The 20,498-nt window shown below is 69.1% G+C and carries 19 protein-coding genes and 1 tRNA gene; 8 read left to right on the forward strand and 12 right to left on the reverse strand.

The genetic code is table 11. From position 1 onward, the window contains the following. Positions 1-152 precede the first annotated feature (152 nt). Positions 153-2,777, forward strand: a complete 2,625-nt coding sequence (gene clpB, locus ACYQPG_RS09120; protein WP_147905975.1) for an ATP-dependent chaperone ClpB — start codon at positions 153-155, stop codon at positions 2,775-2,777. A gap of 526 nt (positions 2,778-3,303) precedes the next feature. On the opposite strand, the gene ACYQPG_RS09125 is transcribed toward clpB, so the two are convergent. From ACYQPG_RS09125 to ACYQPG_RS09140, 4 genes are all read right to left on the reverse strand, one after another. After that, the gene (locus tag ACYQPG_RS09125) at positions 3,304-4,197 is read right to left on the reverse strand and encodes an inositol monophosphatase family protein (RefSeq protein WP_461230776.1); all 894 of its coding nucleotides are present in this window, start codon (positions 4,195-4,197) and stop codon (positions 3,304-3,306) included. Then, a complete protein-coding gene (locus ACYQPG_RS09130; RefSeq protein ID WP_147905970.1) occupies positions 4,194-4,769 on the reverse strand; it encodes an NUDIX domain-containing protein in 576 nt (191 codons plus the stop codon). The genes ACYQPG_RS09125 and ACYQPG_RS09130 overlap by 4 nt, the downstream gene beginning before the upstream one ends. Positions 4,770-4,776: 7 nt before the next feature. Next, entirely contained in the window at positions 4,777-5,484 is a 708-nt protein-coding gene (locus tag ACYQPG_RS09135) for a glutathione binding-like protein (protein WP_461230777.1), read from the reverse strand. A gap of 187 nt (positions 5,485-5,671) precedes the next feature. Then, the gene (locus tag ACYQPG_RS09140) at positions 5,672-6,610 is read right to left on the reverse strand and encodes an SMP-30/gluconolactonase/LRE family protein (RefSeq protein ID WP_461230778.1); all 939 of its coding nucleotides are present in this window, start codon (positions 6,608-6,610) and stop codon (positions 5,672-5,674) included. A gap of 471 nt (positions 6,611-7,081) precedes the next feature. Between ACYQPG_RS09140 and ACYQPG_RS09145 the strand changes: the two genes are divergently transcribed. Both ACYQPG_RS09145 and ACYQPG_RS09150 read left to right on the forward strand, forming a co-directional pair. After that, positions 7,082-7,158 (forward strand) — tRNA-Pro (locus ACYQPG_RS09145). Positions 7,159-7,184: 26 nt separating this feature from the next. Then, positions 7,185-7,496, forward strand: coding sequence for an ETC complex I subunit (locus ACYQPG_RS09150; protein ID WP_147905967.1), 312 nt, complete (start codon positions 7,185-7,187; stop codon positions 7,494-7,496). 37 nt (positions 7,497-7,533) lie between these two features. On the opposite strand, the gene ACYQPG_RS09155 is transcribed toward ACYQPG_RS09150, so the two are convergent. Both ACYQPG_RS09155 and ACYQPG_RS09160 read right to left on the reverse strand, forming a co-directional pair. Then, positions 7,534-7,992, reverse strand: a complete 459-nt coding sequence (locus tag ACYQPG_RS09155) for a nucleoside deaminase (protein WP_147905966.1) — start codon at positions 7,990-7,992, stop codon at positions 7,534-7,536. Between the two features lie 51 nt (positions 7,993-8,043). Then, positions 8,044-9,111 carry a spore photoproduct lyase family protein gene (locus tag ACYQPG_RS09160; RefSeq protein ID WP_147905965.1) on the reverse strand — a complete coding sequence of 356 codons (1,068 nt, stop codon included), beginning with the start codon at positions 9,109-9,111 and terminating at the stop codon, positions 8,044-8,046. 176 nt (positions 9,112-9,287) lie between these two features. Between ACYQPG_RS09160 and ACYQPG_RS09165 the strand changes: the two genes are divergently transcribed. Next, entirely contained in the window at positions 9,288-11,345 is a 2,058-nt protein-coding gene (locus ACYQPG_RS09165; protein WP_461232442.1) for a putative bifunctional diguanylate cyclase/phosphodiesterase, read from the forward strand. A 54-nt stretch (positions 11,346-11,399) separates the two neighbouring features. Here ACYQPG_RS09165 and ACYQPG_RS09170 read toward each other — a convergent pair whose 3' ends face one another. Genes ACYQPG_RS09170 through ACYQPG_RS09180 form a run of 3 tightly spaced genes read right to left on the reverse strand, consistent with a single transcriptional unit; the run spans position 11,400 to position 14,636 of the window. After that, positions 11,400-12,878: a flavin-containing monooxygenase gene (locus tag ACYQPG_RS09170; protein ID WP_461230779.1), complete on the reverse strand. Its 1,479-nt coding sequence runs from the start codon at positions 12,876-12,878 to the stop codon at positions 11,400-11,402. Then, complete coding sequence (locus tag ACYQPG_RS09175) at positions 12,875-13,783, reverse strand: alpha/beta hydrolase (RefSeq protein ID WP_461230780.1); 909 nt, start codon at positions 13,781-13,783, stop codon at positions 12,875-12,877. The genes ACYQPG_RS09170 and ACYQPG_RS09175 overlap by 4 nt, the downstream gene beginning before the upstream one ends. Position 13,784: 1 nt before the next feature. After that, positions 13,785-14,636 carry an SDR family NAD(P)-dependent oxidoreductase gene (locus ACYQPG_RS09180; protein WP_147906011.1) on the reverse strand — a complete coding sequence of 284 codons (852 nt, stop codon included), beginning with the start codon at positions 14,634-14,636 and terminating at the stop codon, positions 13,785-13,787. A 104-nt stretch (positions 14,637-14,740) separates the two neighbouring features. Between ACYQPG_RS09180 and ACYQPG_RS09185 the strand changes: the two genes are divergently transcribed. Beyond that, entirely contained in the window at positions 14,741-15,379 is a 639-nt protein-coding gene (locus tag ACYQPG_RS09185; protein ID WP_419829271.1) for a TetR/AcrR family transcriptional regulator, read from the forward strand. A 57-nt stretch (positions 15,380-15,436) separates the two neighbouring features. Further along, positions 15,437-16,684 carry a NupC/NupG family nucleoside CNT transporter gene (locus tag ACYQPG_RS09190; protein WP_147905960.1) on the forward strand — a complete coding sequence of 416 codons (1,248 nt, stop codon included), beginning with the start codon at positions 15,437-15,439 and terminating at the stop codon, positions 16,682-16,684. A 356-nt stretch (positions 16,685-17,040) separates the two neighbouring features. On the opposite strand, the gene ACYQPG_RS09195 is transcribed toward ACYQPG_RS09190, so the two are convergent. Further along, entirely contained in the window at positions 17,041-17,283 is a 243-nt protein-coding gene (locus ACYQPG_RS09195) for a hypothetical protein (RefSeq protein ID WP_147856648.1), read from the reverse strand. 168 nt (positions 17,284-17,451) lie between these two features. Between ACYQPG_RS09195 and flaF the strand changes: the two genes are divergently transcribed. Continuing rightward, on the forward strand, positions 17,452-17,823 hold the full coding sequence (flaF, locus tag ACYQPG_RS09200) for a flagellar biosynthesis regulator FlaF (protein ID WP_147939915.1): 372 nt from the start codon (positions 17,452-17,454) through the stop codon (positions 17,821-17,823). 31 nt (positions 17,824-17,854) lie between these two features. Here the strand turns inward: flaF and ACYQPG_RS09205 are convergent, their stop codons facing one another. Beyond that, positions 17,855-18,274 carry a flagellar biosynthesis repressor FlbT gene (locus ACYQPG_RS09205; RefSeq protein WP_147939914.1) on the reverse strand — a complete coding sequence of 140 codons (420 nt, stop codon included), beginning with the start codon at positions 18,272-18,274 and terminating at the stop codon, positions 17,855-17,857. 180 nt (positions 18,275-18,454) lie between these two features. On the opposite strand from ACYQPG_RS09205, the gene ACYQPG_RS09210 reads away from it, so the two are divergent. After that, positions 18,455-19,228 carry an SDR family NAD(P)-dependent oxidoreductase gene (locus ACYQPG_RS09210; protein WP_419829272.1) on the forward strand — a complete coding sequence of 258 codons (774 nt, stop codon included), beginning with the start codon at positions 18,455-18,457 and terminating at the stop codon, positions 19,226-19,228. Between the two features lie 37 nt (positions 19,229-19,265). Here ACYQPG_RS09210 and ACYQPG_RS09215 read toward each other — a convergent pair whose 3' ends face one another. Next, entirely contained in the window at positions 19,266-20,168 is a 903-nt protein-coding gene (locus ACYQPG_RS09215) for a DMT family transporter (RefSeq protein WP_419829273.1), read from the reverse strand. Positions 20,169-20,498: the final 330 nt, after the last annotated feature.

Here is a 20,498-nt window from a genome sequence, read left to right on the forward strand (position 1 = left end):
AAGCCCTTGTGGTGCGCAAATACAACACCACATCCGGATCACCGGCGGCTTTCGGCGCCGGGGTCCCTCGCGGCAGAGTGCCGGGGGGCGACGTTTCGGTAGGGCCGCGCCATCTCGGGCGGCGGATGCCGGCACGGGAGGGTAAGACACGCATGAATTTCGAACTCTACACCGAGCGCGCCCGCGGCTTCGTCCAGGCGGCTCAGAACCTCGCGATGCGCGAGGGACATCCGCAGCTTCAGCCGGGACACCTGCTCAAGGTGCTGCTCGACGATCCCGAGGGCCTGTGCGCCGGTCTGATCGACCGCGCGGGCGGGCAGTCGCGGGTCGCGCTGGCGCAGACCGAGCAGTGGCTCGCCAAGCAGCCGAAGGTTTCCGGCAATGCGTCGGCCCCGCAGGCGACGCGCGAGCTGATGCGCCTGTTCGACACCGCCGAGACCGCCGCCAAGAAGGCCGGCGATTCCTTCGTCACGGTCGAGCGCCTGCTTCTCGCCCTGGCGGTGGAGAAGGAGTCCGAGGCCGGCCGCGCGCTGCAGGCGGCGGGCGTCACGCCCGCGTCGCTGAACGGGGCGATCAATGCGCTCCGCAAGGGCCGCACCGCCGACAACGCCTCGGCCGAGAACGCCTACGACGCGCTGAAGAAATATGCCCGCGACCTCACCGAGGCCGCCCGGGACGGCAAGCTCGACCCGGTGATCGGCCGCGACGAGGAGATCCGGCGGACCATCCAGGTCCTGTCGCGGCGCACCAAGAACAACCCCGTCCTGATCGGCGAGCCCGGCGTCGGCAAGACCGCGATCGTGGAGGGCCTGGCCCTGCGCATCATCAACGGCGACGTGCCGGAATCGCTCAAGGACAAGAGCCTGCTGGCCCTCGACATGGGTTCCCTGATCGCCGGCGCGAAGTATCGCGGCGAGTTCGAGGAGCGGCTGAAGGGCGTGCTCTCCGAAGTCACGGCGGCCGAGGGCGGCATCATCCTGTTCATCGACGAGATGCACACGCTGGTCGGCGCCGGGAAGGCGGACGGGGCGATGGACGCCTCGAACCTGCTGAAGCCGGCGCTCGCCCGCGGCGAACTGCACTGCGTCGGCGCGACCACGCTGGACGAGTACCGCAAGCACGTCGAGAAAGACGCGGCCCTGGCCCGGCGCTTCCAGCCGGTCTTCGTGTCGGAGCCCACCGTGGAGGACACGGTGTCGATCCTGCGCGGGCTGAAGGAGAAGTACGAGCAGCACCACGGCGTGCGCATCCAGGATTCGGCCCTGGTGGCGGCCGCGACGCTCTCGAACCGCTACATCACCGACCGGTTCCTGCCCGACAAGGCGATCGACCTGATCGACGAGGCTGGCTCGCGCCTGCGCATGCAGGTCGATTCGAAGCCCGAGGAACTCGATTCGGTCGACCGCGAGATCGTACGGCTGAAGATCGAGGCCGAGGCGCTCAAGAAGGAGACCGATTCCGCTTCCCGCGACCGGCTGGTCCGGCTGGAGCGGGAGCTGGCCGACCTCGAAGAGCGCTCGGCGTCGATCACGGCCCGGTGGAAGGCCGAGAAAGACAAGCTCGGCACGGCCGCCGGCCTGAAGAAGAAACTCGACGAGGCTCGCAACGAGCTGGCCGCGGCCCAGCGCCAGGGCCAGTACCAGCGCGCCGGCGAACTCGCCTACGGCGTGATTCCCGGCCTGGAGAAGCAGCTCGCCGAGATCGAGGAGAAGGCCGAGGGCGGCCGCGACGGCATGATGGAGGAGGCGGTGACGCCCGCCCACGTCGCCGGGGTTGTGTCGCGCTGGACCGGCGTACCGGTGGACAAGATGCTGGAGGGCGAGCGCGAGAAGCTGCTCGCCATGGAGGACGCGCTCGCCAAGCGCGTCGTCGGCCAGCGCGAGGCGGTCGAGGCGGTCTCGACCGCGGTCCGGCGTGCGCGGGCGGGGCTTCAGGACCCGAACCGGCCGATCGGCTCGTTCATGTTCCTCGGCCCCACGGGCGTCGGCAAGACCGAGTTGACCAAGGCGCTCGCCGGCTTCCTGTTCGACGACGACACGGCGCTCGTGCGCATCGACATGTCCGAGTACATGGAGAAGCACGCGGTGGCCCGCCTGATCGGCGCGCCTCCGGGCTATGTCGGCTACGAGGAGGGCGGGGCGCTCACCGAGGCGGTCCGGCGGCGGCCCTATCAGGTCGTGCTGTTCGACGAAGTCGAGAAGGCGCATCCGGACGTGTTCAACGTCCTGCTGCAGGTTCTCGACGACGGCCGGCTCACGGACGGGCAGGGGCGGACGGTCGACTTCCGCAACACGCTTCTGATCATGACCTCGAATCTCGGGTCCGAGTACCTGGTGAACCAGCCCGCGGGCGAGGACACCGATGCGGTCCGCGACGAGGTGATGAACGTGGTGCGGGGCCACTTCCGGCCGGAATTCCTGAACCGGGTCGACGAGATCATCCTGTTCCACCGCTTGGCGCGGTCGGAGATGGGGGCGATCGTGGAGATCCAGCTCGGGCGCCTGGCGAAGCTCTTGGAGGATCGCAAGATCGTCCTCGACCTCGACGAGGAGGCCAAGATCTGGCTCGCCGACAAGGGCTACGACCCCGCCTACGGCGCGCGCCCGCTCAAGCGGGTGATCCAGAAGAACGTCCAGGATCCGCTGGCCGAGCTGGTGCTCTCGGGCAAGATCCACGACGGCGAGACGGTGTCGGTCCGCTCGGGTCCGATGGGCCTGATGATTGGCGACGTCACGGTCGGCGCCGAGCGCCGGCCCGCGAACGTGGCCCTGAACTGAGCGCTGCGGTTTGCGAGTAAGGCGGCGCGCCGGATGACGGCGCGCCGCCTCTTTTTGCGATTGCGGCGTCGCCTTAGTGTCCGAACCAGCGCAGCAGGCCGCTCGCGACGAATACCGCGATCAGAGCCAAGAACAGCTGCGGGCTCGTCGGCATCGATGCCACGCACCCGTTTCCCTGACGTCTGGAGCGTCAGTGAAAGGCGATTCGGGATCCAGCGAGGCATGCGCCGCGAAGCGGTTCGCTACGAAGCCGCGTCGCAGCGAGCGGACGCTTCGCATTGTCCCACGCCGGATCCCGGGTCGCATTCCGCTGACGCTGCATGCGCCCGTCAAAGGGCGCAGCGAGGCCACGACGTCAGTATTCCTGTAGAGAGCCGCAAAAATGGCCTGGACACGTCTGTAGTAATGGCTGGGCGGCGAGCCTCGGGGTCGTTCCAGATCACATGGCAATCCGGAACGGCTCTGAGCCGTTGATACAACGCCCTCAATTACACCGAACCGGTACCCACTTCGGCGGTAAGCGGTTCTAAGCCCGGCGGATCGCCCTCGCCAGGTCGGCCGCCTGGTCCCGATCCCGGCAGACCAGCCAGAGGTCGTCGTGGGCGGACAGCTCCGCGTCGAACAGGTCGATGAAGGCGGCCGGCGGGGCGGCGAGGTCGGGCCAGTGGTAGAGGCCGAATCCCAGGGCCTCGAACAGCGGCAGGATCGGCGCCAGGTCCCACAGCTTGTTGTTGCTCAAGGTCGCGTCGAGCCGGCCCGTGGCGAGGAGCGCTGCGTCCGAGATCGTGCCGCCCTCGCTCCAGGGAAACCAGCCGCGCCCGTAATCCACGGTGTAGCGCTGGGCGGTGACCGCGAGCCAGCCGACATGGCCGGTCCGGCGGGGGGAGGGGGCCAACGGGCGCAGCGCCTCCGTCCGGCGCCCGCCCCGGGTCGGCGCCCAGAACGCCTGACCCTCGGAGGCGGCGAACAAGATGCCCTCGGCGGTCTCCGCATTCTCCGTGCGGGCGGGGGCGGAGCGATTCTCGTTCCAGGCTGGCAGGTTCATCACGCCCGCGCGGGGCCAGCCCGACCGGCAGGCCGCCGCCATCACGCCCCAGCCCGACAGGCCGCCCGCGAACGCCCGTGTGCCGTCGATCGGGTCGCCCACGAAGGTCCAGGCCTCGCGCGCCAGCATCGCCTTGGCGGCCGCGTGGCCGAGGTCGTCGGCGGTCTCTTCCTCGATCAGGTCGGGGCCGAACCGCGCGTGCAGCAGGCGGCTCACGGCGAGGTCCGCCTCGGTTAGCGCTTGGCCGAGGTCGGGCCCCTTGTTGGTCATCGCGAGACCCTCCGCGCGCATCGCGAGCGCCAGCGGCGCGGCCCCCTCGGTGAAGGCGAGCAGTGCGGCGAGGACATCGCCGGCCGGGGCGTCGGGTGCGATCATGCGGCGAACAACGCGGGCTGGCGCAGCATCAGCGCCTGGACCAGGACCAGGGTCTTGAGATCGGACAGCCGCCCGGCGCGGACCCGCTCCGCGAGTTCGGCCAGAGGCACCTCCAGCACCTCGACCTGCTCGCCCTCGCCGGGCAATCCGCCCCCCGGGCCGACGCGGTCGGCCTGATGGTAGGGGGCGAGGTAGAGCCACAGGCGCTCCGAGGAAACGCTCGGCATGCTGTAGGCATGGGTGACACGCTCGAGACGTTCGAGCTGCACGCCCGCCTCCTCCATCGCCTCGCGGATTGCGGTCGCCTCCGGCTCGCCGCCGTCGAGGCCCCCGGCCGGCGCCTCGTCGAGGGCGGGCGGCTCGCCCCAGAAGGCCGGGCCGACCCGGCTCTGCCGGACCAGCAGGGCCACCCGCCGCTCGGGATCGTAGGGCAGCACGCAGGCCGCCTCGCCGTGGTCCTCCAGGGCCCGCGGCACCGTGCTGCCGTCGGGCTGGGTCAGCGTGGCGATGCCGAAGGTGTTCCAGCCCCGGTGGATCACCCGCAGGGGCAGGGCGGTCTGCGTGCCGGTCATGAGCGGGTCAGCGCTGGGTGGTGGCGGCGGTCTGGCCGAACATCACCTTCTTGGCGTCCTCGCTCATGGTCTTGCCGTGGTCGGGGTTGATCTCCGGCGCTCGGGCGTAGGCAGCCTGGGTCGCGGGCCGCTCCGCGATGGCCGTGAACCAGCGCTTGAGGTTGGGATGCTGGTCGAGGTCCTGGCCCTGCTTCTCCCACGGCACGATCCACGGGTAGCAGGCCATGTCGGCGATCGAGTAATCCGAGCCCGCGACGAAGGTGCGATCGGCCAGCCGCCGGTCGAGCACGCCGTAGAGCCGGTTGGTCTCGTTGACGTAGCGCTTGATCGCGTAATCGATCTTCTCGGGGGCGTATTGCGAGAAGTGATGGTTCTGGCCCAGCATCGGCCCGAGCCCGCCCATCTGCCAGAACAGCCATTGCAGGACCTCGGCCCGGCCACGCGGATCGCTCGGGATGAAGCGGCCGGCTTTCTCGGCGAGATACAACAGGATCGCGCCCGATTCGAACAGGGAAACCGAAGCGCCGCCGCCGGCCGGCTCGTGATCCACGATCGCCGGCATGCGGTTGTTTGGGGCGATCTTGAGGAAATCCGGATTGAATTGTTCGCCCTTGCCGATGTTGATCGCCTTGATCTGGTAAGGAATACCCGCCTCTTCGAGGAACATCGTGACCTTATGGCCGTTCGGCGTCGGCCAATAGTACAGATCGATCATCGGATTATGTCCCGCTGACGCGTCGTCCTGGGCGATGGGTGCCGGCTTTCGGAAAGGATGACGCAAAAACAAGGCTCTGGGGCCGCCTCGTGGATCGGGTGTCCAAGAGGAGGCTCCGAGCCCCCGGCGGTTGGGAGGTGGGTCTCTGGAGCGTTCCGGTCAAGCATCGTCCGGAGCGATCGCGGCCTCATCCGCCGGGGCAGCCCTGCGTGTCCACGTAGAGGGCGTAGAGCGACTGGCTCGCCGCCATGAACAGGCGGTTCCGGTGCCGGCCGCCGAAGCACAGATTGGCGCAGCGCTCCGGCAGGTGGATGCGGCCGATCAGGCAGCCCTCCGGGTTGAACACCATGACGCCGTCGAGGGCGTCGTCACCCATGCCCCAGCCGCACCAGAGATTGCCGTCCTGATCGCAGCGGATCCCGTCCGGCGTGCCAGGCCCGGCATCGATCAGCACCCGGCGATCGCGCAGGGTCCGGCCGCCGACCACGTCGAAGGCGACGATGCGCCGGGTCGGCTCGCCGCGGGATTCCACGAGGTAGAGCCGCGATTGATCCGGTGAGAAGCACAGGCCGTTCGGACCCGCGATGTCGTGCGCGACCACGTCCAGGGCGCCGGTCTCCGCGTCCAGCCGGTAGACGTTCTGGGGGAGCTCGGATTCGGCGCGCTCGCCCTCGTAGTAGCCCGAAATCCCGAAGGTCGGATCCGTGAACCACACCGCGCCGTCGCGCGCGGTGACGAGGTCGTTCGGTGCGTTGAGGCGCCGGCCCTCGAAGGCGTCGGCCAGCACGGTGAGCGACCCGTCATACTCGGTCCGCACCACCCGGCGGCCGCCATGCTCACAAGTGACGAGCCGCCCCTGGCGGTCTCGGGTGTTGCCGTTGGCGAAACCCGACGGCCTGCGGAACGTGCCGACGGCGCCGGTCTCCTCGTCCCAGCGCAGGATCCGGTTGTTCGGGATATCGCTCCACAGGAGATAGCGCCCATCCCCGAACCAGACCGGCCCCTCGCTCCAGCGGCAGCCGGTGGCGAGGCGCTCGACCGCCGCGCTGAACACCCGGTAGCGGGCGAACGAGGCGTCGAGGATCTCGACCGCCGGGTCGGGGTAGCGCGCGCTTGGCGTCCACACGGGATTGGGCTCCTGGCACCGGCGCGCCGATCCGGGCGCGGGCCAACCGCGATATAGGAACGACGGGGCGATGCCAGTGGCGGAGAGCGGCGCCGCGCCGGGTTCGTCAGGCGATCGCCGGCTGCTCACCCCGTACGCATCGCAGAGGATGCCGGTCGAATAGAATCGTGGGCCGGGGCATCGTCTCAGCGGGAGCGACGAGGACCAAGATCCCCCACCGCCAATCTCCGCGCCGCGTCTCCACCGCCCCCCAATGGAATGCAGTTCGGTTCGTCGGTGCGAGAATCAGCCCTCGCCGTCCTGAGGAAGACCGTACGCGCCGCTCAATTGTCTGATAAGTGGGGTGTCGCCGCTTGGACCCGCTTTCGACAACTGGCGGGTCAATCCCGGCTCGGGATGACCCCTGTGGCCCGCTGCCCCGTTGCGCCCGGACTAGCGAAACGCTACGGATCTGTACCCGTAACGGGGTGTCGGGGTGTGGCGCAGTCTGGTAGCGCACCTGGTTTGGGACCAGGGGGTCGTAGGTTCGAATCCTATCGCCCCGACCATTCGATCAGGAGCTTGTCGAGTTCAGATGCCGAGCGCCCGCATCTTCCGCCCCTCCCGGGACGCCACGCAGTCGGGCCAGGCCCGCACGAAGCAGTGGCTTCTCGAGTTCGACCAGACCAGCCCGCGCGAGATCGATCCGCTGATGGGCTGGAACGGATCGGCCGACATGATGCAGCAGGTACGCCTGGAGTTCGACACGGAGGAGGAGGCGGTCGCCTACGCCAAGCGCGAGGGCATCGCCTACCGGGTCGAACAGCCGGCCAAGCCGGTGTTCCGCAAGGGCCTGTCCTACTCGGATAACTTCAAGTTCAACCGCACGGCGCCCTGGACCCACTGAGGCGCTTCAGCGCGCCCGCGGGCGGGGTCGCGGGCTGTCACGAACCGCGGCGCGCTTTCCAGGCCGCGTAGGGCGCTTCGCCCGCCGGCCGGATCTGGCTGAGTCGCATCGGCTGTTCGTCCAGGGGGCGGCACAGTTCCGCGTAGATGCTCGCGCTGCCGGCTCCGTGCTCCTCCGCTTCCTCCGCCGAGAAGGCGAAGTAACCTTCGCGGAAGCCGGCGAGCCGCATCGCCGCATGGCACATCGGGCAGGGGCGCCCGCTCGCGTACATCACGCAATCGGAGAGGTCGCGCCGCGCCAGCATTTGGCTGGCCTCGCGCAGCGCCACCATCTCGGCATGCCCGGTCGGGTCGTTGGTGGCGTGCACGGTGTTGGCAGCCCGGACCAGGACGGCGCCGTCGCGCACGATCACCGCGCCGTACGGAGATCCGCCGGCCAGAACGTTCGCCTCGGCCAGCGCGACCGCTTCGCGGATATAGCTCTCGTGCTCCGACATCCCTGCGCCTCTGCGTGAACCCGCGCGCCAACGCGCCGCCGGGCCGGGAGTTCAGAACGCGTAGCGCACGGTGCAATAGGGCAGGGATTCGGCCAGCAGGGCCTTGAACCGGGCGAGCCAGCGGCCTTTCCAGCCGGTCCGGTAGCGCAGGTTGGTGCCGCCGCCCTCCGAGACCTTCGCCTCCTGGATATCCGGCCGCCACAGCAGATCCTCCGCCTTGGGGTGCCAGCCTAGATTTACGTCGTGCAGCCCCGCATTGTGGGTCAGCATGATGATCTCGCACTTGAGCTGCGCCTTGGCGGCGTCCGAGAGCGTGGCGTCGATCTCGGCGAACAGCGCCCGCCAATCCGCCTCCCAGCCCTCGTAGAGGATCACCGGCGAGAAATTGGCGTGGACCTCGTAGCCGGCGGCCACGAAGTCGTCGATCGCGGCGATGCGCTCCGGGATCGGCGTCGTGCGCACGTCGACGATCTTGGCGATCCGGGCAGGCATCAGCGAGAAACGGATCCGCGTCTTGCCTTGCGGGTCGTAGGCCAGGAGATCGCGGTTGACCGCCTTGGTGGCAAACGACGCCTTGGCGTTCGGCAAGGTGCGGAACCGCTCGATGAAGGTGCGGACGCCGCTGCTCACCGCCGCGTCCACCGACAGGTCGCCGTTCTCGCCGATGTCGTAGATCCAGTGCGCCGGGTCGATCGTGTCGGGGGCCGGCAGGGGGCCCTGCCGGTCCGCGTGCCGGGCGATCGCCGCGCAGGCCTGGTCGATGTTCACGAACAGCGAGATCGGGTTCGAGAAGCCCTTGCGCCGCGGCACGTAGCAATAGGCGCAGGCCATGGCGCATCCGTTCGAGGTCGAGGGCGCGATGAAGTGGGCGCTGCGGCCGTTCGGACGCATGGTCAGGCCCTTCTTCACGCCGAGCACCAGGGTCGAGCGCTTGATCCGGACCCAGTCCTCCACCGATCCCGCGTTCCCGTGGAGCGCCGGGATATTCCAGTGCGACGGCACGGGGATGCGCTCGGCGTCGGGGAAGCGCGTCAGGATCTCCCTGCCGATCGGGTAATCGCCCACCGTGGGCTCGTGGTAGATCGTCCGGATGTCGAGGAGGTCGCTGGTGAGGGCCATGCTGCGTCCGGGGCCCGGCTGCGGCCCGACCCGCGATATGGCGCGTGACGGCGGGACCGGAATAGCTTGCGACGTGCGGTCCCAATGGTCCGCGGCGGTCGATTCCATGGACGCGTGATCTCAACACTCTCTTACGACTCTTGATTGATTATCCCATGCCTCTGATTGGACGCATGATGACAATTCACGACCTGGAGGAAGCGGCCCCCGGGACGGCAGTCTCCGGCGATCCGGGGCGGCTGCAGGCGCTGGTCCGCCGGGATCAGCTCGAGGCGGTGCGCGGCAGTGTCCTCACCGCGATTCCGGTCAACATGCTGCTCGGGCTCGCCAGCGTGCTGGTGGCGTTCCAGGGCGGCAACGGCCGCGCCGGGGCGGTCTGGTACGCGGCCTCGACTGCGGCCAATATCCTGCGCATCGGCCTGTGCCGGTCGTCGTGTCCGGGGCTCGCCCTGACGGCCGAGATGCCGCCGGACATGGCCAGGGCCGCCTCGCGCTCGGTCGAGGGACACCTGCGCGCCTGCACCGTCGCGGCCTTCCTGTCGGGGCTGGTCTGGGCGTTCCAGCCGCTGCTCTGCGCGGGCTACACCTCGGCGCAGGCCCTGTTCTACCTCACCATCACCTGCGGCATCACCGCCGGCGCCGTCACCCACGGGACGGCCTATGCCCGCATCCCGTTCAGCTTCATCCTGCTGCCGCTGCTGTCGGTGGCGTTCTGCCTGTTCGGCGGCGGCGGGTTCGACCGCTGCTGCCTGGCGGCCTGCGTGCTGCTCTATCTCGCCGCCCTGTCCCGCACCGCGTTCCAGAGCGAGGCGGGTTACCGCGAGGCGAGCCGGCTGAAGAACGACGCCACCGCGCTGGCCCGCTCCCGCGCCGAGGCGCAGGCCAGCGCCACCGCGCTGGTGGAGGAGATGCGCTGGCGCGCGACCCACGACGACCTCACCGGCCTGCTCAACCGGGCCGGCTTCATCCAGCAGGCCGAGGACCGCCTCGGGACGCACGCGGATACCGGTTCGACCGGCGCGGCCGGGCTCCGCTTCGGCGCCGGCACCGCCTGCCTGCTGCTCGACCTCGACGGCTTCAAGTCGGTCAACGACGTCTACGGCCACCAGACCGGCGATCGGGTGCTGGTCGAGGTCGCGCGGCGGGTGCGCGCCGCCCTGCCGCCGGGCGGCCTCGCCGCGCGGCTCGGTGGGGATGAGTTCGCGGTGCTGTACGATCCCGTCGCCGCAAACATGCCCTACGCGGATCTCGCCGCCGGCCTCATCGCGGCGGTCGCCCAGCCGTTCGACGGCTTCGACGAGGGGCGGCTCGGGGTCAGCATCGGCGTCCACGCCCAACCCGAACCCGACCTGATGGCGATGCTCAGCTGCGCCGACGAGGCGCTGTACGCCTCGAAGGCCGCGGGCCGGAACCGCTTCCGGCTGTTCGACGCCGGCCTGCGTGACTGCCTGGAGATGCGGCGCGAGCTGGAGCGCGACCTGTCGCACGCGCTGGTCGAGAACGCCCTCGAGGTCTGGTTCCAGCCGATCTACGCCCTGGACGCCCGGACGCTGGTCGGGCTCGAGGCGCTGGTGCGCTGGCACCACCCCCGCCTCGGCTGGATCGCGCCCCCCGACCTGATCGCCGCCGCCGGCATGGCCGGGCTGACCGAGTCGCTCCTGCGCTTCATCCTCGATCAGGTCTGCCGGATGATGGAGATCCTGCGTGCCCGGGGCCTCGGCACCGTCCGGGTGGCGATGAACGTCTCGCCTCGGGAGATGGCGCAGATCCCGGTGGACGAGATCGTCATCGCGCGCCTCGTCGCCCTCGACCTGCCGGCCGCCCTCCTGGAGATCGAGATCACCGAGGAGACCGCCCTCGATCTCGGCGCGGTCCAGGGCAAGCTCCAGGCGCTCTCGCGCGCTGGCATCCGGGTGGCGCTCGACGATTTCGGCATCGGCTACTCGTCGTTGTCGTCGCTCCGGCAGCTCCGGGCCGACCGGATCAAGATCGACCGCAGCTTCGTCACCGGCCTCAGCACCTGCGACGACAAGCGCGGGCTGGTCCTGGCGGTGCTCGGCCTCGGCACCCTGCTCGGGCTGGAGGTCGTGGCCGAGGGGGTCGAGTCGCAGGACGACCTGCAGATGCTGCAATCGATGGGTTGCCCGTTCCTGCAGGGCTACCATCTCGGGCGGCCGATGCCGGTGCAGACCCTGGAGGCGACCCTGTTCCCCGACCGGACACAGGCAGCCTGATCGCGGAGCTGGCCCGGACGGCGGCGACTGCTGCGCAGAGCATCCCGATCCGGCTCACCCCAGCCGGTAATCCGCCATGCGGGCGCGCCGGGCGCTGCGGCGGTAGGCCATCACCGAATCGGGCCACAGGGTTGTGTTGCGCCCCTCGGCGTCGAGGTACCAGCTCCGGCAGCCACCCGTCTGCCAGATGCTGTCGGCCAGCCGGGTCTGGATCCGGTCGAGGAACCGCGCCTGCGCCTCCGGGCGGACCTCGATCGCCCGGGCGCCCTTGCGCAGGGCCTCCAGGCAGTCGAGGACGTGCCGCGCCTGAACCTCGATCATGGAGATGATCGAGTTGTGGCCCAGCCCGGTATTTGGACCGAGCAGCATGAAATAATTTGGGAATCCCGCCACCGTGATGCCCTGGTAGGCGCCCATCCCGTCCGCCCAGGCATCCGTGAGCCTAAGGCCATCGCGCCCGACGAGGTCCATCCGGGTGAAGCTCCCGGTGACGTCGAAGCCCGTGGCGTAGACGATCACGTCGAGGGCGTGCGCGTGGCCGTCGGCGGTGGTCACGCCGCCTTCCGTGATCCGGGCGATGTCGCCGGTCTCCAGCGTCACGTTCGGGCGCTGGAGCGCGGGGTAGTACTCGTCGGAGATCAGCACGCGCTTGCAGCCGAGGCGGTAGTTCGGCGTCAGCTTCGCCCGCAACGCCCGGTCGGGCACCGCCTTGGCGAGATGGTGGAGGGCGAGTCCCTCGGCCTGCTTGGTCAACTTGGACACCTTGGTGAAGCCGAACAGCGCGCGCAGCTCATGCAGCCAGAACAGCCGCGCCCGCTCGAGCTGCCGGAGGAACGGAAGCCGCCGGTAGCGCGCTTGGGTGGCCTCCGGGATGGCGTGGTCGTGCTTGGGCATGATCCAGGGCGGCGTCCGCTGGAACAGGGTCAGATGCGCGGCACGCTTGGCGAGTTCCGGCACGACCTGGACCGCGCTCGCCCCGGTGCCGATCACGCCGACGCGCTTGCCCGCGAGATCGACGGCATGATCCCAGGCCGCCGTGTGGAAGGCCGGCCCCGTAAACGCGTCCCGGCCGGGGAGGTCGGGATAGGCCGGATGGTGCAGGCCGCCCATGGCGGAGACGATCGCGCGCGCCGTCAGCGGGCCGCGGTCGGTCTTGACGTGCCAGACGGCGCGGGCCTCGTCCCAGGTCGCTCCGGTGAACGCGGTGCCGAGCTGGATCAGCGGCATCAGCCCGTGGCGCTCGGCGGTGTCGCGCAGGTAGCCCTGGATCTCCGGCTGCGGGGCATACATCCGCGACCAGTCCGCCTTCGGGGCGAACGACAGGGAGTAGAGATGTGAGGGCACGTCGCAGGCCGCGCCCGGGTAGGTGTTCTCCCGCCAGGTCCCGCCGATGTCGGCGGCCTTCTCGATTACCCGCAGAGGGCCGATCCCGGCCTGCCGGCAGCGGATCGCCATGGCGAGGCCGGAGAAGCCGGCCCCGACGATCAGGACTTCGAGGGTCTCCGGGACGGAGGCGGTCGCGGGCGCCGTCATCGCGAAGCTCCCACGGGCGCGGCAGCGCTCCGGCGTGCGTGCGCCATCAGGAAGGCGGTGGCCTCGTCGAGGGAGGTGCGCGCCTCCGGCAGCATGTGGGCGGCGAATTGCCAGGCATGGGCCACGACCGGGAAGAGCTTCAGCTCGGTCACGACCCCGGCCGCCCGGGCCTTCTCGGCCATGCGAACCGAATCATCGCGCAAGACCTCGCGCTCGCCCACGTGGAAAAGGAGGGGCGGGTAGCCGGTCGGGTCGGCGTTGATCGGCGAAATCCGCGGATCGGCCGGGTCTGCGCTCCCGAGATACATCGTGCGGATCACCGCGAGCGCCCCGGGGTCGAACATCGCGTCGCGCCACGCGTTCGTGCGCCGCGAGCCGTCCTCGGAGACGAAGTCGGTGGCCGGCGAGAACAGCGCAGCGGCCCAGGGCATCGGCAGGCCCCGAGCCCGCGCCTCGCCGATCAGCACAAGGGCCATGTTGGCGCCGGCCGACTCGCCGGCGACGCAGGCCGGGCCGTCGGCGCTGAACGCCTGCCAGACCGCCGTCACGTCCTCGATCGCGGCCGGGAAAGGGTGCTCGGGGGCGAGGCGGTAATCGGGGACGAAGATGGTGAAGCCGCGGTTGGCCAGTGCGCCGGTCACCGGCCGGTGGGTGCGCGGCGAGCAGGCGATGAAGCCGCCGCCATGGAGGTAGAGCATCCGCTGCCCGGGCCCGGATTTCGGCCGGACCCATTCCCCCCGCACCCCGCCGACCGTGCCCGGCTCGTAGGTGACGCCCTTCGGATCGGGGAAGGCCGGCGCCTCGAAGATTTGGCGGAACGCGGCGGCGTTCCGGGCCTTCGACAGAGGGCCGCGCACCTTGGTGCGCACGACCCAGGTGCCGATATACGCGCGCAGGCTCGCCATCTCAGACCTTCCCGCCGGACAGGCGCACGATCGTCTTCCAGTAGCCCACCGGCATCAGCCGCTGGATCAGGGCGGCGCTCTTCGCGTCCTTGCCGATCAGGATGCGGGGGCGGCGCCGCTCGATCCCCTGGATGATCGCGGCCGCGGCCTCCTCCGGCGAGAGCGTCAGCAGCTTGCCGAACGCCTCCCGGGCCTTCTCGTCCTCGACGCGGGCGCGCTCGGCGGCGTCCGGGTCTGTGGGTGGACGCGTGCCCCGGGCGCTGCGGGCGATGGCGGTGGCGACGCCGCCCGGATGGACGACCGTCACCCCGAGCCCGCTGCCGGCATATTCGTGCCGCAGGGCCTCGGTGAAGCCCCGGACCCCGAACTTGCTCGTCGCGTAGGCGACCTGGCCCGGCGGGGCGATCAGCCCGAACAGGCTCGACAGGTTGACGATCTGGGCCGCTGGCCGAGCCCTCAGCATCGGCAGGAAGGCGTGGCACATCCGCACGACGGCGCGCAGGTTGATGTCCATCAGCCAGTCGAAATCTTCGAGATGCGTCTCGTCGAATCGGCCGCCGAGCGCCACGCCGGCATTGTTGATCAGCACGTCGAGGCGGCCGAACCGGTCGGCGGCCCAGTCCGGGAGTTTCGTGATCGCCTCCGCGTCGGCGAGGTCGAGGGCCAGCGTTTCCACCGTGGCGCCGGCCGCCCGGGCCTTGGCGGCCACCGCGTGCAGGCCCGGCGCGTCGCGGTCCACCAGCAGGAGGCCGCAGCCCTTGGCGGCCAATCCCAGCGCAAGGGCGGCGCCGATGCCGCTCGCGGCCCCGGTGAGGAGCACGACCGCGCCGGCGAGTCGGAATGTCTGGGCCAAGCTGCGCCCCCCTTGGGTCACCCGGTAGGCCGGGATCGGCGGTTCGGGATAGCCCCGGCGCCAGGCATTGTCTAGGGTGGGCACCCTAGGCCGGGAGGGGCAGGATGGCGCGGGGCCGCGACAGCAGGGTACAGGACGCCGGAACCGGCCGGGGGGCCGGCACGCGCGACAGGATCCTGGCGCAGAGCCTCGCGCTGTTCAACGAGCGCGGTCTCGGTCGGGTGACCACCGCGGAGATCGCCGCGGCGTGCGGCATCCGAGAGGGAAACCTCCAGTACCATTTCCCGCGCAAGAGCGGCCTCGTGGAGGCTCTGTTCGCGGTCTTCGAGGCCGAGGCCGAGGCGGTGGCCGGGCGCCTGCCCGCCGATCCCGCCACTTTGGACGCGTTGCTGTCCTATCAGCGCGGCTGGTTCGACCTGATCTGGCGCTATCGCTGCGTCTACCGCGACGGCATCGCCATGGTGGAGATCGCTCCGGCCCTGCGCCCGCGTGTCCCTGCCCTGCGGGGGCGGACCCAGGCGCTGGCCCGCGGCGTGTTCGAGGCGGCGGTGCGTGCCGGGCGGCTGCGGATCGCGCCGGAGGCGCTCGGGCGGCTCATCGACAACGCCTGGATCGTATCGAGCCACTGGATGAGCCATCGGCTCCAGGGCGGCACCACGCTGTCCCAGGCCGACCTCGACTGGGGCTTCGCGCAGGTCCGCGACCTGTTCACCCCCTACCTGATCGCGGATCCGCAGGGCTGAGAGGCGTCTGGCCCGAACCTTCCATCTGCGCGGCCACGCTCGAACCCGAAGGACGCGATGCTCGACCGACTGATCCATGCCGGCCTCTCGATCCTGCTGCTCCTGGCGGTCGGCGCCCTTTTCTCGACGAACCGGCGGGCGATCCGGCCCCGGATCGTGCTCAGCGCCCTGGCCCTTCAGGTGAGCTTCGGGGCGCTGGTCCTGTTCCTGCCAGCCGGGCAGGCCGCGCTGAGGACCGCCGCCGACATCGTCGTCACCGGTCTTTCTTACGGCGACCGCGGCACGGCGTTCCTGTTCGGCGGTCTGGTGGAGCCGAAGATGTTCGAGCTGTTCGGTGGCTCGGGCTTCATCCTGGCCCTGCGGGTGCTGCCGCAGATCCTGTACGTCTCGGCCCTGATCGGGGTGCTGTACCATCTCGGCGTGATGCAGGCCCTGGCCCGCGGCCTCGGCGCCGGGCTGCGGCGGATCCTCGGCACCTCGCCGATCGAGTCGTTCTCGGCGGTGATCACCATCGCGATCGGGCAGAGCGAGATCGCGGTGGCGTTGCGCCCATTCCTGCCGTTGCTCACGGGCGCCGAACTGTTCGCCGTGATGTCGAGCGGCGCGTCCTCGACGGCGGGGTCGATCCTGGCCGGCTACGCGGCGCTCGGCGTGCCGATGACCTACCTGCTCGCGGCCTCCGTGATGGCGATTCCGGGCGGCCTGCTCTACGCCAAGATCCTGATGCCCTCGACCGAGCCGACCCGGATCGCCACAACCCGGGTGGAGTTCGGCGAGTCCCGGGCCGCCAACATCATCGAGGCCGCGGCGGACGGCACCCAGAAGGGCCTCGTCGTCGCGGTCTCGGTGGGCGCCATGCTGATCGCCTTCGTTGGGCTGATCGCTCTGGCGAACGGGGTCGTCGGCTATGCCGGCGGCCTCGCAGGTTATCCGGGGACCTCGATCGAGGGCGTGCTCGGCTGGGCGCTCGCCCCTCTGGCCTGGCTGCTCGGGGTGCCCTGGGCGCACGCGGCGCTCGTCGGCGGCGCGATCGGCCAGAAGATCGCCTTCAACGAGTTCCTGGCCTACGCGACCCTTTCGCCGACCCTCGGTGCCGGCACGCTCGACCCGCGCTCCCAGGCGATCGTCTGCTTCGCCCTCTGTGGATTCGCCAACCTCGCCTCGATCGCGATCCAGCTGGCGAGCTTCTCCAGCCTGGTCCCGGAGCGGCGCTCCGAAGTCGCCCGCTACGGATTGCGGGCGATCCTCGCCGGGACGCTGGCGAACCTCACGAGCGCGGCGATCGCCGGGTTGTTCGTGGGGTGAGGACAGAAGACGAATGATGACGGCGTCGTGCATCGATTCTGTGGACGGAATTTTACCGTCTCATCTCTTGCTTAACGATTGACGAAACGGATATTCATGAGCATATCTGCGCATAAATGATCGCCAAAAAATAAATAATTACAATTTATTTCGCAGATTTATTAATCAAATCATCGCAGAATTGATTTTCACATATATAACTGTGCGTTCAATACGAATATATAGATCAAAAACATGATTTTCGCTACATCAATCGACACATCCATCAGGTGGCTGATCGATCTGTTGGCGCACGCGGTGAGCACGGTCATAATGATCCGTAACCGCCTGCATGAAAACGATAATTGGTTTCCAGCCTACGGCGCGACCGACCAGAACCGTTGACGGTTGAACAACATGTCCCGCGTCCCGACCGTCGGCCCCTCGGCCGGCTTGGCGCAATCGGGCTCGCGCGGTTTGGCGACCGCCGCCAGGGTCGCGACGACGGGGGCCGGCTTCAGCCCGAGCCGCGCCTGGACCTCCGGCTGACGGGCCGCCGCGATGGTGAGCACGGCGGCGATCAGGCCGCCGGCGACGGTTCCGAGGAAGAAATTCAGCATTTCTGAAGCGATCCGGTGACCGGTTTGGTGGGGCCACAGTCTCTGGTCACTGTCCAACCCGGCGGGAACATGGCGGACCTGCCGCTCACGCGGCCTTAACACTTGATCTGCGACAGCTACACGCAAGCCCGCCGGTGTGGCAGGTGCGATGACGGGGCTGGACCGCCTATGAACTACGCCGCCAACGCCTATGCCCGGACATCCCGGTCCGCCCTAACCCCGCGCGAAGCCGAATCCGCCGTCCTGCTCAAGGCGGCCCAACAGCTGATCGGCGCCAGCCAGGGAATCGCCGACGGTGACACCAAGCGCCTCAACGAGGCCCTGTCGTTCAACCAGCGCGTCTGGACCATCCTGGCCGCCGAGGCGACCGCCGACGAGAACCCGCTGCCGGCCGATATCAAGCAGGGCATCGGCAACCTGGGCGTGTTCGTGCTGCGCAGCTGCGTCGACACGATGATCGAGCCGACCCCGGAGAAGATCGCCACCCTCGTGGGGATCAACAACGAGATCGCCGCCGGCCTCCAGGGCAACCCACGCTGAAGTCGGACTCAGTTGAAGGGGGCGGGCGCGCTCAGGCGGCCGTGTCGGGCTCTGGCCGCGCGACCGTCGCGGCCTGAGCCAGCGCCGCGCTCTCCCACTCGACGAGCTTCCGGCCCAGCTTGATCGCCGGGTAGAACGAGCCCGCCTCGACCGCCTCCGCGATGGCGGCGACCTGGGGCGCGGCTGCCGGCGCAAGGCGGATCAGCTCCCCGGCCTGACGGAAGAACAGGTCGATGCTCGCGGCCGGGTCGTCCGCCAGGTAGATCACCGTCAGGGTCAGGTGGATCTGCTTGCAGGCCGTGTCGGCCTCGCTCTCCGTGATGATCTCGCTCTCGCGCAGGAACTTGCACTGCGTCTCGATCAGGAAAGTCGAGCGTCGGTCGCCGTTGCGAATCAGCGCGCCGTTGATGATCAGCCGCTCGAGCGGTTTCAGTTCCAAGCGCAGGGGCATCGCGTGTTCCGTTCTAGAAGACGCGCCGATTTGATTCCGCATGCGTTAACGTTTGGACAACGGCTGCCGTTCGGCGAACGGTCGCGGTGGGCTTGTCGTGACGGTGCCGAGCGTGGACTCTTCGAAGATCGTTCGCAGACTCGGTGAGTCTGCGAGACGTCACCCTTCGGAGAATTGCCGATGACCTCCTCTGCCACGCGTGCCATCTACCCGTCGCTTCGCGGAAAACGCGTGCTTGTGACGGGCGGCGCCTCGGGAATCGGCGAAGGTTTGGTCGAAGCCTTCGTCGCCCAGGGCGCCCGCGTCGCGTTCTGCGACATAGCCGACGAGCCCGCACACGCCCTGGTCGCGCGGCTCGCACCTGGGGCCGAACACCCGCCTGTCTACCGCCGCTGCGACCTCACCGATGTCGAGGCTGTCCGCTCCCTGGTGGCGGAGGCTGAAACGGCGTTCGGCGGCCTCGACGTGCTGGTCAACAACGCTGGCAACGACGACCGCCACAAGCTCGCGGACGTGACGCCCGCCTACTGGGACGACCGGATGGCGGTGAACCTGCGGCACATGTTTTTCGCCGCGCAGGCCGCCGTGCCCGCGATGCGCCGGGCGGGCGGCGGCGTGATCCTGAACTTCGGCTCGATCAGCTGGCACCTCGGGCTCAACGACATGCCGCTCTACCAGACCGCAAAGGCGGCCATCGAGGGCATGACACGGGCGCTGGCCCGGGATCTCGGCCGCGACGGCATCCGGGTCTCCGCGATCGTGCCCGGCAATGTCCAGACACCCCGCCAGGAGCGCTGGTACACCCCGGACGGCGAGGCCGAGATCGTCGCGTCGCAGTGCTTGGACGGCCGGATCCAACCCTCCGACGTCGCCGCCCTGGTGCTGTTCCTCGCCTCCGACGATGCCCGGATGTGCACGGGCCACAATTACTTCATCGACGCGGGCTGGCGCTGAGGCTCGGGCGAGAGCGTTGAGACCTGCTCTCAGCGCATCATCCCGCGGCTGCGCGAACGCGGCGCAGGAGGCGCCCGTCGATGGCCGCGAGGCCGCATCCGATCAGGGCCATCCCGAGATAGTGCCGTGGTTCCAGGCGTTCGCCCAGGACCAGCGCCCCCAGGAGGATTGCCGAAACCGGAACCAGGAAGGTGACCAGCGACAGGTTGGTCGCCCCGGCGCTGGCCAGGATCCGGAAATAGAGGACGTAGGCGAGCGCGGTCGACAGCGTGGCGCTGCCGAGGACTGCTGCCGAGACGAATGGACCGGGGACCGGCAATGTCCACGGCCGGTCGATCACCAGCGCAACGGGCAACACCAGCAGTGCGGCCGCCGTGAGCTGTCCGGCAGCGACGGCGAGCGGCGGGATACCCATCCGCTTGAAGCGTCGTCCGAACACCCCCGCGCAGGCATACGACAGGGCGGCCCCGAGGATCGCGACCTGGGCCAGAAGGCTGGCGTCGAATCCCGCGAAAGCCGCGGGCCCGACCATCGTGGCGACCCCTGCCAGGCCCACCAGCACACCGGAGAACCGGTTGCCGGTCATCCGCTCGTCTGTGGTGAGCCGATGGGCGACGATGACGGTGAAAAGCGGCGTCGTGGCGTTCAGGATGGCGGCGAAGCCGGACGCGATGTGCGTCTGACCCCAGACGATGAGGCTGAAGGGAACGACGTTGTTCAGCAGGCCCATCCCGAGGAAGGCGGCCCAGACCGCGCAGCCACCGGGCAGGCGCAACCCTGCAAACGGTAGAACCATGTTGAGGATCAGCGCTGCGATCCCGACGCGCAGGACGACGAAGGTCAGCGGCGGCAATTCGGTGAGTGCGATACCGGTGAAGAAGAAGGAACCGCCCCACAACACGGAGAGTCCGATCAGCATCGCCCATTCGGGCGCGGACATCGATCGTTTTCCTGCGTGCGGCATGGTGGATCTCCAAGCATCGACCCGCACGTGAAGTCACATTTCGACGGAATGCATCACGGTTCTTGCTGCTGAACAAGGCGATCGATCTTGTTTAGGCAATATAAATTTACATAATTAAGACCATCATCGACATAGGGAATTACGTGTCTGGCATGTGATCTGGATTTTTAATACTGCTGTCGGCGGAAGTTATCGGTGTCTTACAAGGGTGCGTAAAAGATCGCTCCGTCATCCGGCTCATAGGTGTCCTTACGGGACGCAGCGGTAGCCGAACGGAGCGTCGATCCCCGCCGAGACACTCATCGC

The sequence above is a fragment of the Methylobacterium sp. CM6246 genome, from assembly GCF_054818005.1.

Bases quoted from the DNA above. Each gene is read 5' to 3' on its own strand.
- clpB (WP_147905975.1), top strand. From the start codon at position 153: ATGAATTTCGAACTCTACACCGAGCGCGCCCGCGGCTTCGTCCAGGCG.
- ACYQPG_RS09125 (WP_461230776.1), bottom strand. From the start codon at position 4,197: ATGATCGCACCCGACGCCCCGGCCGGCGATGTCCTCGCCGCACTGCTC.
- ACYQPG_RS09130 (WP_147905970.1), bottom strand. From the start codon at position 4,769: ATGACCGGCACGCAGACCGCCCTGCCCCTGCGGGTGATCCACCGGGGC.
- ACYQPG_RS09135 (WP_461230777.1), bottom strand. From the start codon at position 5,484: ATGATCGATCTGTACTATTGGCCGACGCCGAACGGCCATAAGGTCACG.
- ACYQPG_RS09150 (WP_147905967.1), top strand. From the start codon at position 7,185: ATGCCGAGCGCCCGCATCTTCCGCCCCTCCCGGGACGCCACGCAGTCG.
- ACYQPG_RS09155 (WP_147905966.1), bottom strand. From the start codon at position 7,992: ATGTCGGAGCACGAGAGCTATATCCGCGAAGCGGTCGCGCTGGCCGAG.
- ACYQPG_RS09160 (WP_147905965.1), bottom strand. From the start codon at position 9,111: ATGGCCCTCACCAGCGACCTCCTCGACATCCGGACGATCTACCACGAG.
- ACYQPG_RS09165 (WP_461232442.1), top strand. From the start codon at position 9,288: ATGACAATTCACGACCTGGAGGAAGCGGCCCCCGGGACGGCAGTCTCC.
- ACYQPG_RS09170 (WP_461230779.1), bottom strand. From the start codon at position 12,878: ATGACGGCGCCCGCGACCGCCTCCGTCCCGGAGACCCTCGAAGTCCTG.
- ACYQPG_RS09175 (WP_461230780.1), bottom strand. From the start codon at position 13,783: ATGGCGAGCCTGCGCGCGTATATCGGCACCTGGGTCGTGCGCACCAAG.
- ACYQPG_RS09185 (WP_419829271.1), top strand. From the start codon at position 14,741: ATGGCGCGGGGCCGCGACAGCAGGGTACAGGACGCCGGAACCGGCCGG.
- ACYQPG_RS09190 (WP_147905960.1), top strand. From the start codon at position 15,437: ATGCTCGACCGACTGATCCATGCCGGCCTCTCGATCCTGCTGCTCCTG.
- ACYQPG_RS09195 (WP_147856648.1), bottom strand. From the start codon at position 17,283: ATGCTGAATTTCTTCCTCGGAACCGTCGCCGGCGGCCTGATCGCCGCC.
- flaF (WP_147939915.1), top strand. From the start codon at position 17,452: ATGAACTACGCCGCCAACGCCTATGCCCGGACATCCCGGTCCGCCCTA.
- ACYQPG_RS09205 (WP_147939914.1), bottom strand. From the start codon at position 18,274: ATGCCCCTGCGCTTGGAACTGAAACCGCTCGAGCGGCTGATCATCAAC.
- ACYQPG_RS09210 (WP_419829272.1), top strand. From the start codon at position 18,455: ATGACCTCCTCTGCCACGCGTGCCATCTACCCGTCGCTTCGCGGAAAA.
- ACYQPG_RS09215 (WP_419829273.1), bottom strand. From the start codon at position 20,168: ATGTCCGCGCCCGAATGGGCGATGCTGATCGGACTCTCCGTGTTGTGG.